Origin of the sequence: Microbacterium sp. CFBP9034, assembly GCF_034045255.1 — a bacterium.
Taxonomy (GTDB): Bacteria; Actinomycetota; Actinomycetes; order Actinomycetales; family Microbacteriaceae; genus Microbacterium.
Genome location: NZ_JAXCWC010000001.1, coordinates 781,412 through 797,545 on the forward strand (window position 1 = coordinate 781,412; position 16,134 = coordinate 797,545).

Genomic DNA, 16,134 nt, shown 5'->3' on the forward strand with positions numbered 1-16,134 from the left:
TGATTCGGACGATGTCTATCGGGCGGCAATTAGTCACTGGTATAGTCAACGCACCTGACCAGAGTACCGTGATCTGCAGAGAGGCACCCGCATGGATGCGATTCCCGCCGAGACCGACGCCGCATTGATCCGGCGGTTCGAGGTCCCCTACCTGCTCACGGCGCGCCCCACGGTCGGGCCCGACGACGTCGCTCTCCTCGTCGAGAACCACCCCGACGGTTCCCGTGCGCGTATCTGGCGCGCGGGTGAAGAGCCCGCGGATCTGCTCCCGTTCCCCGTCGGTGTGGGTGCAGTCCTCACCGCGGATGCTCAATGGGTGGTCGATCTCGACGACGGAGGCGGGTCCGAGGTCGGCACGCTCGTCGCCACACGCGTCGATGGCTCAGAGGTGGTCGACCTGACACCCGGGCGGCCGCCGTTCGTGCTTCGAGGCCTGGAGACCTCCTACGACGGTTCGTCGCTCGTCGTGACGGTCGTCGACGAAGACGGGTTCCACGTGCTCGTCATCCCCGCAGCTCCGTGGGGCCCGGCCCGCCTCGTCTACAGCAATCCCGTCGAGGCGTGGTACGGACAGATCGCTCCGGATGCCGCGTTCGTCAGCGTCGACACGACATCCCACAACCCCGGCATCCGTCGGCCCGCCCTGACGGTGATCGACGTCTCTTCCGGCGCAACGGTCGCGGTGCTGGACGACTTGCCGGCGGGACCGGTGCGCGGTGTGCGCTTCTCCGCCATCGCGGGCGACCCGCGCATTCTGGTGAACACCGAGCGCTCGGGATACGCGCGTCCTCTTCTCTGGAACTTCCGCACGGGGGAGCGTCGCGACTTCGACCTCCCGCACCTCGCGGGCGAGATCATCCCGCTCGATTGGAACGCAGCGTCCGGCCGAGTCCTCGCGCTGCACGTGCAGGACGGGATCCAGCGATTGCTCGAGCTGGGCGACGCGCAGGGCGAGGTGCGAGTCGTGGCCGAGGGCGGCAGTTTCGCGAACCCTGATGTCGCCGATCTTCATCCGTTCCAGTGGGCGTCGTATTATGCGCCCGACGGTCGAATTCGCGCTGTCCGCTCGAGCTGGTCCGTGCCACTCCACATCGACGAGATCTCCGGCAGCGAGGTGCGAGAGCTCGTCTCGCCGGCACCCGTCCCGGAAGGGCGCTCGTTCGCCTCCACGATGATCGAGAGCGCGGACGGCACGAGGGTGCAGCTGTGGCTGGGTGTTCCCGACGGCCGCGCACCGCTCGGCACGGTGCTCGAAGTGCATGGTGGCCCGAACCTCGTGATGATCGACGGCTATGAACCGTCTGCGCAAGCCTGGATCGACGCCGGCTTCGCGTACGCCGCCCTGAACTTCCGGGGCTCGGTCACCTTCGGGCGGGCCTTCCGCGAGGGCTTCTGGGGATCGGGAGGCGACCGGGAGATCGAAGACGTCGCCGCCGCGGTGGAATGGCTGCGCGGGCAAGGTCTCGCCGATCCGTCATCCACCTTCATCACCGGCGCGTCCTTCGGCGGCCACCTGACTCTGCTGAGCGTGGGGCGCCTTCCTGATCTCTTCGTCGGCGGAATGGCTCACGTCGCCGTCGCCGATTGGACTGCTGCGATCGCCGCCATGAACCCCGCTGTACGCAGCGTGTGGCAGTCGTGGGTGCCGCCGGAGATGGTGGCGCGCTACTCGGCGATCAGCTACCTCGACGATGTTCGCGCCTCGGTGTGGATCAACCAGGGCGCCATCGACACGCGCACACCGATCGTGGGCGTGCAGCGCTTCGTCGACGGACTCGGCGAGCGCGGCGGCGACGTCGTCATGGATGTCTTCGACGGCGGCCACGAGCCCACCGGCTTGAACAACCACCAGCGCGACCAGCGCCGAATGACCGAGCTCGCGCTGCGTGCTCTCGCGGGTCGATCCTGGTCACACAATCGTAATCAATGACATTGACTATAGGCCTTGCTAAACGCTCGGCACGCGTTTTATAGTCGGAGCACCCGCCACACGCCGCAGGCCATCCCACGAAGCATCTTCTCTTGATCACGGAGTCCGCACATGCGAAAGTCACCGCACCGTAGCCTCACGCTCGCCGCCCTCGCACTGCTCAGCGTCGGCACGCTGGTCGCCTGCAGCGCGGGCGACTCTCCCCCCGAGCAGTCCAGCGCCCCCCCTGTCGTAGAGGGCGGGGAGGTCATCATCGGCGCCGAGCAGGAGCCCGACTGCGTGGACTGGATCGCGACATGCGCGGGGTCCATCTGGGGCACCTACATGATGCAGATCCCCACCATGCCGATCGTCTTCAACACCCGTCTCATCGACGACGTGTGGACGCCGGTCCCGTCCGATCTCGTGACGGAGGAGCCCGTCGCCGAAGAGACGGCTGAGGGTCAGACGATCACGTACACGATCAACCCCGATGCGGTCTGGTCCGACGGCGAGCCCATCACCTCGAAGGACTTCGAGTACACAGCGCTGCAGATCCGGGACGGCGACGACATCTTCGACAAGACCGGCTACGACCGCATCGCGAGTGTCGACACGTCCGACCCGAAGGTCGCAGTGGTGACCCTCGACACCCCGTTCGCCGGCTGGCGGACGCTGTTCAGCACCTACGGCGTGATGCCGGCGCACCTCCTGGAGGGCAAGGATCGCGCCGCGCTCATGACCGACGGCTACGACTTCAGCGGGGGACCGTGGAAGATCGAGTCCTGGGATCGAGGCACGTCCGCGACGCTCGTCCCGAACGAGAACTACTGGGGCGAAAAGCCGAACCTCGACAAGGTCACGTATCTGTTCCTGCCCGACACCACCGCGGCTTTCCAGGCGCTGAAGAGCGGACAGGTCGACGTCCTCTACCCCTCGCCGCAGCTGGACGCGATCAGCCAGATCGACGCGGGACTTCCCGGTATCAACTCGCAGGTCGATGCCCGCAGCGCCAGCCTCGAGGCCGTGTGGCTCAACAACGCCGCGTTCCCGTTCGACTCGAAGGCGGTCCGTCAGGCGGTCGCGTACTCGATCGACCGAGACGCGATCGTGGAGCGGCTGTTCGGCGCCCTCGGCGTCGACAAGGCGCAGCAGAGCTTCAACAGCCCGATCGTCGGCGCCTACGCATCCGACGACTTCTCCGAGTACACGCTCGATCTCGACAAGGTGACCGAGCTCATGGAAGGCGACGGCTGGGCGAAGAACGCCGACGACGTCTGGGAGAAGGACGGTCAGACCGCCACGTTCTCGATGGAGACGCTCGCGGGCAACAAGCGGCGTGACCTCACGACCCAGGTGCTGCAGTCGCAGCTCGCGGACGCCGGATTCGAGATGACCATCAACTCGGTCACACCTGCAGATCTGTTCGGCACGATCGCGCCGGAGGGCGACTTCCAGGCGGGCCTGTGGGCGATCGTCGACACCTTCCCGGACCCCACGCTCAGCTCTTCCTTCCTGTCCACCAACGTCCCGAGCGAGGACAACGGGTTCAGCGGCATCAACTTCTACCGCGTGTCGATCCCTGAGCTCGATCCGCTCCTGAGCCAGGTCGACACCGAACTCGACGTCGACGCCCGCATCGCGACGTCGAAGGAGGCGGATGCCGTGATCGCGGAGAACGTGCCGTCTTTGCCGCTCGACACCGTGCCCCTGGTCCTGCTGTGGAGTGACAAGATCGGTGGACCGCTCGAGATCAACCCGATCGAGGGACCGTTCTGGAACCTCGCCGCCTGGGGCATCGCGGGCTGACCCCCGCCGGCCCAGGAGAGATCAGTGTTCAGCTTCATTGCGCGACGGGTGCTGTACTCGCTGCCGGTGATCCTGATCGCCTCGTTCATCCTCTTCTGGGCCGTCCGCTCCACCTTCGATCCGTTGGCGAAGCTCCGCCAGACCGCGGATCCGACCGCGCTCGAGCGTGAGATCGAACGACTGGGGCTGGACCGCTCGATCTTCGAGCAGTACTTCCTGTGGCTGCGATCGTTCGTCACCGGCGACTGGGGGGAGAGCAGCCGTACCGGCACCGCCGTACTCCCTCTGATCGGCGACGCACTGTGGCCGACGCTGCAGCTGGCGTTCTGGGGACTCGTCGTTGCGGTCATCGTGGCCGGCGGCATCAGCGTCTACTCGGCGGTCCGGCAGTACTCGTTCGGCGATCAGGTCTTCACCGGGGCCTCTTATATCGGTATCGCGATGCCGGCTTTCTGGTTCGGCCTGATCCTGATCCAGGCACTCGCGGTCTGGCCGAAGGAGGCATTCGGGCTCGACGAGCCGCCGCTCTTCTTCATCGGGCTGCCCCCGGTGACCGAGGTCGGAGTGCTGGACTACGTCCGGCATCTGGTGCTCCCCGTCGCGGCGCTGATGATCGCCCTCGTGGCGTCATGGAGCCGGTTCGGGCGGACTGCGATGCTCGACTCGCTCTCCAGTGACTATGTGCGCACCGCCCGCGCGAAGGGCGTGCCGCGCAGGCAGATCATCTGGCGGCACGCCGTGCGCAACTCCCTCGCGCCCTTCGTCACGGTGGTCGCGCTCGACGCGGCGATCCTCATCGGGGGTCTGGTCGTCACCGAGCAGATCTTCGCGATTCCGGGGATGGGACGCCTCTTTCTCCAGTCCCTCGTCGCCGGGGACGTCTTCGTGCTGCTGCCGTGGATGATCGTCGTCGCGATCGCCGTGGTGCTGTGCAATCTCGTCGCCGACATCGGCTACGCGGTGCTCGACCCGAGAGTGGGGCTGTCATGAGCGGAGCGGGACTCACCGGCCGCGAGGAGCTGCTCGCGGAGCAGCCGATCTCGGCGGGATCGACGCGGCAGCTGATCAAGCGCTTCCTCCACCACAAGCTCGCCGTCGCAAGCCTCCTCGTCCTCCTGACCCTGATCTTCGTGTGTTTCGGAGCGCCGTGGATCGCGCCGTATCCGCAGGGGCTGCAGGATCTGCTCCTCGGCCCGACCGGACCGTCCGCCGAGCACTGGCTCGGTACGGATGAGCTCGGCCGGGACTACCTCAGCGAGATCCTCTACGCCGGTCAGATCTCGCTCGCAATCGGGCTCAGCGTCGCGCTTCTCGCCACCGTCGTGGGTACGGCGCTGGGCGCGGTCGCGGGCTACGCGAGCGGGTGGGTCGGCGAGCTCATCATGCGCATCACCGACCTGTTCCTGATCGTCCCGGCGATCGCCCTCCTCGCCGTCATCGTCCAGGGTCTCGGGCCCTCGCCCACCACCATCGTCTTCGCGCTCACCGCACTCGGCTGGACCTACATCGCCCGCGTCGTCCGCGCACAGGTGCTCTCGCTCCGGGAGAAGGACTTCATCGAGGCGGCCCGCGGCATCGGCGCCTCGAACCTCCGCATCATCGTGTCGCACCTGCTCCCGAACCTCGCGGGCGTCATCGCGGTGGCCATGAGCCTGGCCGTGGCATCCGCGATCATCGCCGAGTCGACGCTCAGCTTCCTCGGTTTCGGGGTGCGCTCACCGCAGACCAGTTGGGGCTCGATGCTCAGTCAGGCCGCCGGCTACGTCGGGACGCCCCAGGTGTACCTGCTCTACTTCCCCGGCATCTTCATCCTGGTCACCGTGCTCTGCGTCAACTTCATCGGCGACGGCCTGCGCGACGCCCTCGATCCTCAGGGGAAGAACCTGTGAACGCCGCCGCTCCGCTTCTCGAGGTGGAGAACCTCTCTGTCGCCTTCGACACCGACGCGGGAGCCGCGCGGGCGGTGGAGGACGTCTCGTTCACCTTGCACGAAGGCGAGACGCTCGGAATCGTCGGCGAGTCGGGGTCGGGTAAATCGATGACCGCGATGGCCATCATGGGCATCCTCCCCAAGCAGGCCGTGATCACCGGGTCGATCCGATTCCGCGGCCGCGAACTCGTCGGATTGTCCGACGACGAGCTGCGCGAGATCCGCGGCGACGACATCGCGATCGTGTTCCAGGATGCCCTCACCGCACTCAACCCCGTGGCGACCGTGGGCGCCCAGCTCATCGAGGCAGTGCGCGTGCATCGCCCTGACACCACGCGCGACGAGCGCCGTGCGCGGGCGATCGAGCTCCTCGAACTCGTCGGCATCCCGGCTCCCGAGAAGCGGATCGAGCGTTATCCGCACGAGTTCTCGGGCGGGATGCGCCAGCGCGTGATGATTGCGATGAGCATCGCGAACGATCCCGACCTGCTGATCGCCGATGAGCCCACCACGGCGCTCGACGTCACCGTGCAGGCCCAGGTGCTGGAAGTGCTCCGCGAAGTGCAGCGGCGCACGGGGACGACCGTCATCGTCATCACGCACGATCTCGGGGTCGTGGCGGGGATCGCCGACCGTGTGATCGTGATGTACGCGGGCGGCGTCGTCGAGGCCGCCGACGTCGATCCGCTGTTCTACGAGACGGGGCACCCGTACACCTCGGGTCTGCTCGCCTCGATGCCGAGGATGGATCGCAGATCGTCGCGCGAGGATCGGCTGTATCAGATCCCGGGGCAGCCGCCGGTGGCGACGAGATGGCCGGTCGGGTGCCGCTTCGCCCCTCGCTGCGCGCACGCCGTTGCCGGGCGCTGCGACATCGCCGTGCCGCCCCCGGTGAACGTGGGGGGAACGCATACCGTCAGCTGCGTCCGCGTCTTCGAGTTGCGGGAGGAGACGCGATGAGTACGTCACTCACGGTCGACCATCTCGTCAAGGAGTATCCCGTCGGCGGGGGACCTTTCCGTCGCAGCACCGAGATCGTGCACGCCGTCTCCGATGTCAGTCTTTCGGTCCCGGGTGGTACGACGTTCGGACTGGTCGGCGAGTCCGGATGCGGGAAGTCGTCGTTCGGGCGAAGCGTCGCGAAGCTGCAGACCTCGACTTCGGGTGCGATCTGGCTCGGCGATACCGACATCACGCGCGTGAACGGCACGAAGCTCCGGGCACTCCGCCGCCGCATCCAATTCGTGTTCCAGGATCCTTACGCGTCGTTGAACCCCCGCAAGTCGGTGCGGGACGCGCTCGCCGAACCTCTCGCCATCCACGGCCTGTACCGGGGAGACCAATCCGCCCGGGTGCTCGACCTGCTCGACATGGTCGGGCTGAACCCCGCGCACGCGGAGCGCTATCCGCACGAGTTCTCCGGCGGTCAGCGCCAGCGCATCGGAATCGCGCGGGCGCTGGCGATGGAGCCCGAGGTCATCGTCCTCGACGAGCCGGTCAGCGCCCTGGACGTCAGCGTGCAGGCCGGGATCCTCAACCTCCTCGACGACCTGCAGCGCGACCTCGGCCTGACGTACCTCTTCATCGCGCACGACCTCTCGGTCGTTCGACACCTGAGCGATCGGGTCGGAGTGATGTACCTCGGCAAACTCATCGAGGACGCGCCCGTCGACTCGCTGTACGAGAGGCCCATGCATCCGTACACGCAGGCGCTGCTGTCGGCGATCCCGGTGCCCGATCCGCGGGTCGAGCGGGCGAGGGAGCGCATCGTGCTGACGGGCGATGTGCCGAGCCCGGTCTCGCCCCCCTCCGGATGCCGGTTCCGTACGCGGTGCTGGAAGGCCACGGATCTGTGCGCGCAGGTCGAGCCTGAGCTGATCGATCACGGCGACGCACACCGCGTCGCCTGCCATTACCCCGCAGTGAGGAACGTCGTGTGAGCACCGCATCCGGAACGACCCATCGCATTGCCGTGATTCCCGGCGACGGGATCGGCAAGGAGGTGGTGCCGGCTGGGCTGCGCGTGCTGGACGCGGCGGCCGCCCGCTTCGGCATCCCGCTCGAGTACGAGCACTTCGACTTCGCCTCGGCCGACTACTGGCTCGAGCACGGGAAGATGCTCCCGGACGACTGGTTCGAGACGCTGAACGGGTTCGACGCGATCTACTTCGGGGCGGTCGGATGGCCTGAGGTCGTTCCCGATCACGTGTCGCTGTGGGGAAGTCTCATCCAGTTCCGGCGCCGATTCGATCAGTACATCAGCCTCCGTCCGTGCCGGCTGTTACCAGGCATCCCGAGCCCGCTCGCGGGGCGACGCGTGGGCGACATCGACTTCATCGTCGTGCGGGAGAACACCGAGGGGGAGTACTCCTCGATCGGCGGCAAGATCTTCGACGACACCGATCGCGAGGTCGTGGTGCAGCAGACCGTGATGACCCGTGTCGGCGTGGACCGCGTGCTGCGCTACGCCTTCGAACTCGCCCAGCGCCGGGATCGAGCGAAGGTCACCTCGGCCACCAAGAGCAACGGCATCACGATCTCGATGCCGTACTGGGATGAGCGCTTCGCCGCCATGGCCGCCCAGTACCCCGACGTCGAGCACGACCAGTTCCACATCGACATCCTGGCGGCGAACTTCGTGCTGCATCCTGACTGGTTCGACGTGGTGGTCGCGAGCAATCTGTTCGGCGACATCCTCTCCGATCTCGGCCCCGCCTGCACCGGGACCATCGGGGTCGCCCCGAGCGCGAACATCAACCCCGAGGGCCTCTTCCCGAGCCTTTTCGAGCCGGTGCACGGGTCGGCGCCCGACATCGCGGGCAAAGGGATCGCGAACCCCATCGGGCAGATCTGGTGCGGAGCGATGATGCTCGATCACCTGGGCCATGGCGAGGCGTCCGGCGCAATCCTGGCCGCTATCGACGAGGTCCTGAGCGCGGCGGACCCGTCGGTGCTCACCCCGGATATCGGAGGTGCGGGTAAGACCGACCCGCTTGCGCAGGCCATTGCGGATGCTGTGGCCTAGGTGGCGGTGACGTTCGACCGCCTCGCCCGACGTCTGGCAGGTGCCCCTGCTCGCATCACCCGCGTGGGATGGGACTCGGCGGCGTGAGCGGCCACGTCCGGGGAAGCGGAGCCTATCGCCGCCTCCTGATCGCCCTGTTCTTCGCGGGCATCGCGACCTTCGCGCAGTTGTACTCACCGCAGGCGGTGCTTCCGCAGATCGCCGTTGCCTACGACGTGGGTGCGACTACCGCGGCGCTCGCCGTCTCTGCCGCGACGCTCGGGCTGGCCGCCGCCGTCATCCCCTGGTCGATCGTGGCCGATCGCATCGGCCGAGTGCCTGCCATGGCCGCGGGGTTGATCACCGCCACCCTCGTGGGGGCCCTCGCGCCGCTGAGCGCCGACATCGTGACACTGCTGGCGCTCCGGGCCGTCGAAGGCGTGGCGCTGGGGGCGATCCCGGCCATCGCGCTTGCCTATCTGAGTGAGGAAGTCGACGCGCGGCACGTCGCCACCGCAGCCGGCAGCTATATCGCGGGAACGACCGTCGGAGGCCTCGCGGGACGCGCCGGGTCGGGATGGATGGGCGACGCGTTCGGCTGGCATGCCGGCATGTGGGCCATCTCGGCGCTGTGCGCGGCATCCGCCATCGCCTTCCTGTCCCTCGTCCCGCGGGCGCGCGGATTCGTCGCCGGGCGCCATCGCGCCGTCGCAGGTCCGAGCATCGCTGAGCGCATGCGCGCCAACCTTCGCTCGCCCGTGCAGCTCGCGCTCTACGCGCAGGGATTCCTCCTCATGGGTGCGTTTGTGGCTGTTTACAACTACCTCGGCTTCCACCTCACCGGACCGCCGTTCCTGTTGACGGCATCTCTGGTCACATCGCTCTTCCTCGCCTATCTCGCCGGAACGGTGTCATCGCCGTGGGCAGGCGTCCTCGCATCGCGAATAGGCCGGCTGCAGGTGCTGCTCGCGGCGATCGGGGTGATGATCCTGGGCGCCGTGATCATGGCGGTGCCCGTCGTGCCGGTGATCGTCGTGGGTCTGCTCATCTTCACCGCCGGGTTCTTCGCGGCGCACGCGGTGGCCTCGGGGTGGGCGCCTGCCGTGGCCCGGCCCCGCGCTCGCGCCCAGGCGTCCTCGCTGTACTACCTGGGGTACTACGCGGGTTCGAGCCTGTTCGGATGGTGTCTCGGCTTCGTGTTCGCTGCCGCGGGGTGGGAATGGTTCATTGCGGCAGTGGTCGCGATGGCCCTCATCGGGGCAGCGCTCGCCTTCGCGGCGCTGCGGAGCCCCGGGAGCGAAGTCACGCGTCCGAGGTGACGAAGAGGCTGGCACCCATGTCGGCAAGGCAAGGCTCATGCTCGACCTTGTCGGGCGATCCAGGCTGTCCAGCAGACCTGTCCGACGAGACTGTCGGCGTTTCCGCTCCGACATTGACGACCCTCGCCTATTGGGAGTTCCGGAACCGAGAGGGCAGGCGCTGATTCGGCCGGCCCTGACGGAAGCCCGCGCCGCTGTATGGCGCCCTGCGATGTGCCGGGAGACAAGAAAGGGGTGCTTGATCGGCCGAGATGTGGTTTACTCGCCCCAATCCGCGTCGAGGGGACCGGGGGACGGTGCGAAGCCTGTGAATGAGCGTCGACGCAAGTCCGCTGTTCGGCGTGTGCTCTCGCTTGCTCTTGCCAGCGCGCTTCTCGCGGCCAGTCTGACGAGCATTCCACTTGCGGCCTCGGCGGACCCACCGACCGGGGGATCCACCGTGGTCGATGAGACTTTCACCGGTGCCACCGTCGCGGACCCGTCATGGACAGTTCAAGGCGACACGTGTTTGACCGGTGCCGCGTCAGGTGCCGTTCCGCCCGCGGGTGCGGCGCAGATCCCATCGTGCGTCGCGCACCGCACAGGCCCGGTACCGGCGATGGGCGGAGCGCCGAACGGCTACCTGCAGCTGACGGATGCTGCGGGGAACCGCGCCGGCAGCGTCCTCTACAACAAGCCCGTTCCTGCAAGCGCTGGTGTGTCGGTGACGTTCGAGCAGTATCAGTACGGCGGCAACGGCGCGGACGGCGTGGGTTTCTTCCTCGTCGACGGATCGACATCCCTCACGACGACAGGCGGGCTCGGTGGGAGCCTCGGATATGCCCAACGCAACTCCGAACCGGGCGTCAACGGCGGATACCTGGGCGTCGGCCTCGACGCCTATGGGAACTTCTACAACGATGGCGAGTCCCGCGGAAAGAGCTGCCCCGTGGGTCAGCAGTCGCCGACCAAGGCGGAAGGGCCCATCGCTCCGAACGTCATCACGCTGCGGGGTCCGGGCCAGAGTACGACGGGCTATTGCTGGCTTGATTCGACAGTGCCGAAGCCCATCACCAACCCCACGAAGCCGGGCACGACCCTGAATGGCGGCCAGGGCACCCTGCGCGCATCGACCCTCGACGCATCCAGGAGGACGATCAACGTGCAGGTCACCCCGGTCACCGGGGCGATCCCGGTGCCGCGGGTGATCGTGCAGGTGCAGTACACCGTCGGCGGCCCGTGGGTCACCGAGCTCAACATCCAGGCCCCTCCGAACACGCCCTCCACTTACAAGTTCGGGTTCTCGGCCTCGACCGGCGGATCGAACGACGTGCACCTTGTCCGCGGAGCGCAGATCGACACCATCGTTCCACTGCCGAGCCTGCAGCTCGAGAAGCAGGTGGATCGCTCCGGAGCCCCGCTTCCACCGGTCATCACGGCAGGCACAGTGATTCCGTATCAGTACACGGTCACCAACACCGGCGCACCGGTGACCGGCCTCTTCATCGACGATGACAAGATCCCGACAAGCAGCGCGATCGTCTGCGATTCGACGAGCCTCACGACGGCCCCAGCGCCCGGGTCGAGTACGGTGTGCCGCGGTTCCTACACCGTGACCGCAGCGGATGTCGCGGCGGGTCAGGTCGTCAACATCGCCACCGCGAGTGCCGTGGATGGCGCGGGCGGCACTGTGGTGTCACCGCCCGCCACGGTCACGGTGCCGCTTGTCGCGTCGATCACCATCGCCAAGGCCGTCGCAACGCCCCCGCCATACTCCGTCGGCCAGCAGGTGTCTTACTCGTACACGATCACGAACACAGGCGGTGCGGCGCTGCGGGGCATCGTCATAGCCGATGATCGCGTCCCCTTGAGCGCCATCACCTGCCCGGTCGGCGTACTCGCGCCCGCGGCATCGACGGTGTGCACAGGTACGCACGCCATCAAGGCAAGTCAGATCAACGCCGCCGGCTACGTCGTGAACACAGCGTCCGTGAGCTCGTCGACGGTCATCGGGCAGATCGTGACCGCTGGCCCCGTCACCGCACAGGTCCCCGTGTCCACCGATGTCGGCGTCACCAAGACCGTGGACAACGCGGCTCCGCTGGTAGGTGAGAACGTGACGTTCACCGTGACGGCGACGAACAACGGGCCTTCCATCGCCACCGGAGTGATCATCGCGGATGTCGTGCCGGATGGGGATCCAGTGGGCAGCGTCGTCTACGTGTCGTCTACTGCGTCACTGGGCGCATATGACCCAGCTACCGGTGCGTGGGCTCTGCCGAGCCTGGCCGTCGGCCAGACGGAGACGCTCGCCATCACGGCGACGGTGAATACGGGCACGCCGTTCACCAACAGCGCCACGCGCACGCGCACGGACCAGCCCGATCGCGACCCGACCAACGACCAGGCCTCCGCGACGGTCAACCCCATCACGCCCACGATGGACATCGCCGTCACCAAGTCGGTGGATGACTCAGAGATCCCGCTCGGCGAGACGGCCACCTTCTCGATCGACGCGAAGAACAACGGTCCGTTCGCGGCCTCGGGCGTGGAACTGCGCGATGTGCTGCCGCCCGGACTCTCCTTCGTCTCCTCCGAGGGACCGGGCGCGTACAACCCCGCGACGGGAATCTGGACCGTCGGCAGCCTGGCCGTCGGGGCGACCGTCACCCGAACGATCGTCGTGCAAGGGACCGTTCTCGGCTCGTTCGTGAACATCGCGGCGCTGAGCGGCAATCCTTCGCCTGTCGACATCAATCCGTCGAACAACTCCGACACCGCCGCCGTCAGCGTCGTGCGTCCGGTCGCGGACCTCGCCGTCGTCAAGGCGGTCTTCCCCCCGAATGTCGTCGTCGGCCAGGAGGTGACCTACCAGCTGGCTGCGAGCAACCTCGGCACCGAGACCGCTCTGCAGGTCAGCGTGAGCGACGTCTTCCCTGCCGGTGTGACGATCGTGGACGCTACAACGACAACGGGCACGATCAGCGCCGATGCCGGCACATGGACGATCGGCACCATCACACCCGGGCAGCTCGGCATCGTGGCGACGGTGACAGCCCGCATCGACGTCGCGGGGACCCTGGTGAACACCGCCACGATCTCATCGCCCGTCGTCGACGACCCGAACCTGTCCAACAACTCCTCGGCGGCGACAGTGACCTCCGACCAGCCGCAGCTGGACATCGCGGTCGGCAAGAGCGTGACAGTACCGTCGGGTGCCCCGGCCGATGCCGTGCCGATCGGCCAGCAGGTCGAGTTCACGATCACGGCTGAGAACGTTCCCGGGCCCACCTCGGATGCCGCCACGAACGTGGTGCTCACCGACGTCCTCCCTGCGGGCTTGGACTTCTTCTCCTCCGATGGAGACGGCGACTACGACGAGGCCACCGGACTGTGGACACTGCCCACGATCGCATCCGGTGAGACGGCATCCCGCACGATCATCGCGACTGTCACGGAGCCCATCGCCTACGTCAACACGGTCACCCTCACCTCCCTCACTCAAAACGACACCGATCCCACGAACAACAGCGCGTCGGTCGGAGTGATCGGCACCGTGATCGCCGATCTGACGATCACGAAATCGGTCGCACCTCAGATTTCCCGGCCTGGGGCGAATGTCACCTACACCCTCACTGTCGCCAATGCCGGCCCGAACGATGCGAGCGGGGTCGTCGCATTCGATCCGCTCATGCCGGCTGCAGACATCGTGAGCGCGGATGCATCGGTCGGTACTTTCAACCTCGAGACAAGAGTGTGGACTGTCGGCGACCTCGCGGTCGGAGCTTCCGGCACGCTGACGGTCGTCGTAGCAGTGCACAATCCCGGCTGGCATCGCAACGTCTCCGTGGTTCTCGGCCTCGACCAGCCGGATCCCAACCTCGACAACAACGTCGACGATGCCGACCTCTTCATCCCCGCGGCCGACATCGTCGTTTCGAAGGGAGTCTCCGCCCCCGAGGTCTTCGTCGGCGAGCAGGTGACGTTCGTCGTGGAGGTATGGAACTACGGGCCCGACGCCTCAGGACCGGTCATCGTCAATGACCCTCTGCCGGCCGGGCTGACCTTCGTCTCCGCCAACCCGTCGGCGGGAACCTACGACGACGTCACGGGGGCATGGGCGCTGCCCAACCTGCCGCCCGTCGACCTTCCGGGGCCAGGCCGCGGGGAACCACCGCCGCAGGAGACGCTGGAGATCGTGGCGACCGTCGACTCCGAGGGCATCTTCGAGAACGTCGCGACATCTCCCCGCGGACCGCAGGACATCTTCGATCCCGTCCTGGCGAACAACATCAGTTCCGCGCAGGTCGAGGGAATTCCTCGTGTACCCGAGCTTCACGTCACCAAAGCCGTGACCCCGGCATCCGTCCTTGCCGGCGGTGCCGCGACGTTCGAGATCACGGTCTCGAACACCGGCACCGGCGACGCCGAGGATGTCGTGCTCACCGACCCGTTCCCGGCCGGAGTGACACCGATCGCGACCGAGACGCCGGGATGCACGATTGCCGGTCAGATCGTGGTCTGTGAGATCGGACTCCTCGCTGTCGAAGAGGTGACCACTATCGACGTCACGGCGACGGTCGACACCGCCGGGACGTTCGAGAACACCGCTACCGCCTCAGCGTCCTCGACGCTGTCAGCGTCCTCGACACTGTCGGCTTCGGCGACCGTAGTAGCGCTCACCGGGTCGGACCGCGGAGGGAGCGGCGGCGGCGGCGACTTGCCCGTCACAGGCGGCACGGGTGCCGGCGCCACGCCGCTTGTCGCAGTCGTGCTTTCGCTCGTCGGATTGCTGCTGGTCCTCTGGTCACGTCGTCGGCGGACCGGGGTCATCACCTAGGGTCGACTCCGCAAACATCCAATCACAAGCCTTGGTCTCGACCATTCGAAACCCGCTCTGCGCCGCGGACGCTGCGGTCGCTCGGTCGGGGACGGCGAGCTACCCCTGGGATAGAGTGCCGCGGAGGAGGATGCCCGTGGTCGCTGGAAGTGTGGCTGTCCAGGGTTGAGCGTCGCGGCCATTGCCGCCGTGACGGCGCTCGTCGCCGGCGGGGTCACAGCTGGGCTGATCGCGCTCCTTCACGTCCTCCAGCCCGAGTACGACCCGTCGTGGCGGATGATCAGCGAGTACTCCCTCGGGCGATACGGGTGGGTCATGCGCGTCGCCTTCGTCACGATGGCCATCAGCCCTGCCGCTATGTGCGTCGCCTTGTGGCCGTTCGGCGGCGCGTGGACCCTGGGCCTTGCTGTTGTCGCACTGGGCGCGCTCGGCGCGGCGTTCATCGACTCCGATCCGATCATGACTTCGCGCGCTGAAGCCACGCCCGTGGGCCGCGCGCACACGTTGCTGGGCCTCGTGTGCCTCGCCGGCTTTCCACCCGCCGCATTGCTCGCAGGGATCGGTGTGGCGCCTGCGCTCGGCTGGACTCTGGCGATCGCATCCGTGGTTCCGTTGGCCGGTCTGGTGTGGTTCCTCCTCGCCGCGGCGCCCGCTCACGGGCCGGGCGGCTCGCCTGAGATCCGAATGGGATGGCCGGACCGGTTCTGCCTCCTCGCCTACCTGGCATGGGTGGTGCTCGCCGCTGTCAGTGTGCTGTCCGCGGTGTGACGCCGGGCGAGCTACGCGCCCTGCCGCAGGCCGTTCCTAATCGGATGCTCCCGGGCTCGTGGCGGCGACGTACTTGTGGAGCAGTCTCGCGAACTCGAGCCGTTCGTCGTCGTCCCAGTCCCTGGTGATGTATTCGAAGGCGCGACGCTGCTGTTGACGGGAGCCCGCGAGCACCTCGCGCCCGTCCGGGGTGATGCGCAATGTGATGCTGCGCCCGTCGCTCTGGGAGGCCACGCGTTCGACGAGTCCTTCGGTCACGCACGATGCCGCGAGGCGACTGACCGCGGTCCGTTCCATCCCCATCGCGGACGCCACCGCGTTGACACTCAGAAGGCCATCGGACTCCTCCACGATCGCGAGCAGGAGGTCGCGCCGCACGTCGGTCCGAGCCGCGGGGAGGTCGATGGGAACGCTGCTCGTGCGCCGTCTCATGCGGGAGAACGCCGTTCCGATGTTCTCGAGGAGCTCATCGTCGCTTCGGGCGCCCACTGCGGCATCGTCGTGACCGATCATGACATCTCCTCAAAGTGCGTGCACGTTGCACATATGTGATAGTTTACACGTAGTTGAGTATCC

General features: G+C 67.2%; 11 protein-coding genes. 10 read left to right on the top strand and 1 reads right to left on the bottom strand.

The features are described from left to right. Nucleotides 1-91 precede the first annotated feature (91 nt). From SOM19_RS03430 to SOM19_RS03475, 10 genes are all read left to right on the top strand, one after another. Nucleotides 92-1,930, top strand: a complete 1,839-nt coding sequence (locus tag SOM19_RS03430) for a S9 family peptidase (protein ID WP_320485149.1) — start codon at nt 92-94, stop codon at nt 1,928-1,930. Nucleotides 1,931-2,041: 111 nt separating this feature from the next. Next, nucleotides 2,042-3,718, top strand: a complete 1,677-nt coding sequence (locus SOM19_RS03435) for an ABC transporter family substrate-binding protein (protein WP_320485150.1) — start codon at nt 2,042-2,044, stop codon at nt 3,716-3,718. 24 nt (nt 3,719-3,742) lie between these two features. Then, nucleotides 3,743-4,708, top strand: a complete 966-nt coding sequence (locus tag SOM19_RS03440) for an ABC transporter permease (RefSeq protein ID WP_320485151.1) — start codon at nt 3,743-3,745, stop codon at nt 4,706-4,708. Then, on the top strand, nt 4,705-5,607 hold the full coding sequence (locus SOM19_RS03445; protein ID WP_320485152.1) for an ABC transporter permease: 903 nt from the start codon (nt 4,705-4,707) through the stop codon (nt 5,605-5,607). The genes SOM19_RS03440 and SOM19_RS03445 overlap by 4 nt, the downstream gene beginning before the upstream one ends. Beyond that, a complete protein-coding gene (locus tag SOM19_RS03450) occupies nt 5,604-6,608 on the top strand; it encodes an ABC transporter ATP-binding protein (RefSeq protein ID WP_320485153.1) in 1,005 nt (334 codons plus the stop codon). Before SOM19_RS03445 ends, SOM19_RS03450 begins: the two co-directional genes overlap by 4 nt. After that, nucleotides 6,605-7,588 (top strand): ABC transporter ATP-binding protein, encoded by a 984-nt coding sequence (locus tag SOM19_RS03455; protein ID WP_320485154.1) that lies wholly within the window; start codon nt 6,605-6,607, stop codon nt 7,586-7,588. Before SOM19_RS03450 ends, SOM19_RS03455 begins: the two co-directional genes overlap by 4 nt. Further along, complete coding sequence (locus SOM19_RS03460; RefSeq protein ID WP_320485155.1) at nt 7,585-8,673, top strand: tartrate dehydrogenase; 1,089 nt, start codon at nt 7,585-7,587, stop codon at nt 8,671-8,673. The genes SOM19_RS03455 and SOM19_RS03460 overlap by 4 nt, the downstream gene beginning before the upstream one ends. Before the next feature lie 83 nt (nt 8,674-8,756). Next, nucleotides 8,757-9,971: an MFS transporter gene (locus tag SOM19_RS03465; protein ID WP_320485156.1), complete on the top strand. Its 1,215-nt coding sequence runs from the start codon at nt 8,757-8,759 to the stop codon at nt 9,969-9,971. 598 nt (nt 9,972-10,569) lie between these two features. Beyond that, nucleotides 10,570-14,790, top strand: a complete 4,221-nt coding sequence (locus SOM19_RS03470) for a DUF7507 domain-containing protein (RefSeq protein ID WP_320485157.1) — start codon at nt 10,570-10,572, stop codon at nt 14,788-14,790. A gap of 165 nt (nt 14,791-14,955) precedes the next feature. After that, complete coding sequence (locus SOM19_RS03475; RefSeq protein WP_320485158.1) at nt 14,956-15,558, top strand: DUF998 domain-containing protein; 603 nt, start codon at nt 14,956-14,958, stop codon at nt 15,556-15,558. Nucleotides 15,559-15,594: 36 nt separating this feature from the next. Here SOM19_RS03475 and SOM19_RS03480 read toward each other — a convergent pair whose 3' ends face one another. After that, nucleotides 15,595-16,071 (bottom strand): MarR family winged helix-turn-helix transcriptional regulator, encoded by a 477-nt coding sequence (locus SOM19_RS03480; RefSeq protein ID WP_320485159.1) that lies wholly within the window; start codon nt 16,069-16,071, stop codon nt 15,595-15,597. Between the last annotated feature and the right edge of the window lie 63 nt (nt 16,072-16,134).

Coding starts and splice junctions, on each gene's coding strand:
- SOM19_RS03480 (WP_320485159.1), bottom strand. CDS start 16,071: ATGATCGGTCACGACGATGCCGCAGTGGGCGCCCGAAGCGACGATGAG.
- SOM19_RS03455 (WP_320485154.1), top strand. CDS start 6,605: ATGAGTACGTCACTCACGGTCGACCATCTCGTCAAGGAGTATCCCGTC.
- SOM19_RS03430 (WP_320485149.1), top strand. CDS start 92: ATGGATGCGATTCCCGCCGAGACCGACGCCGCATTGATCCGGCGGTTC.
- SOM19_RS03445 (WP_320485152.1), top strand. CDS start 4,705: ATGAGCGGAGCGGGACTCACCGGCCGCGAGGAGCTGCTCGCGGAGCAG.
- SOM19_RS03435 (WP_320485150.1), top strand. CDS start 2,042: ATGCGAAAGTCACCGCACCGTAGCCTCACGCTCGCCGCCCTCGCACTG.
- SOM19_RS03470 (WP_320485157.1), top strand. CDS start 10,570: ATGGGCGGAGCGCCGAACGGCTACCTGCAGCTGACGGATGCTGCGGGG.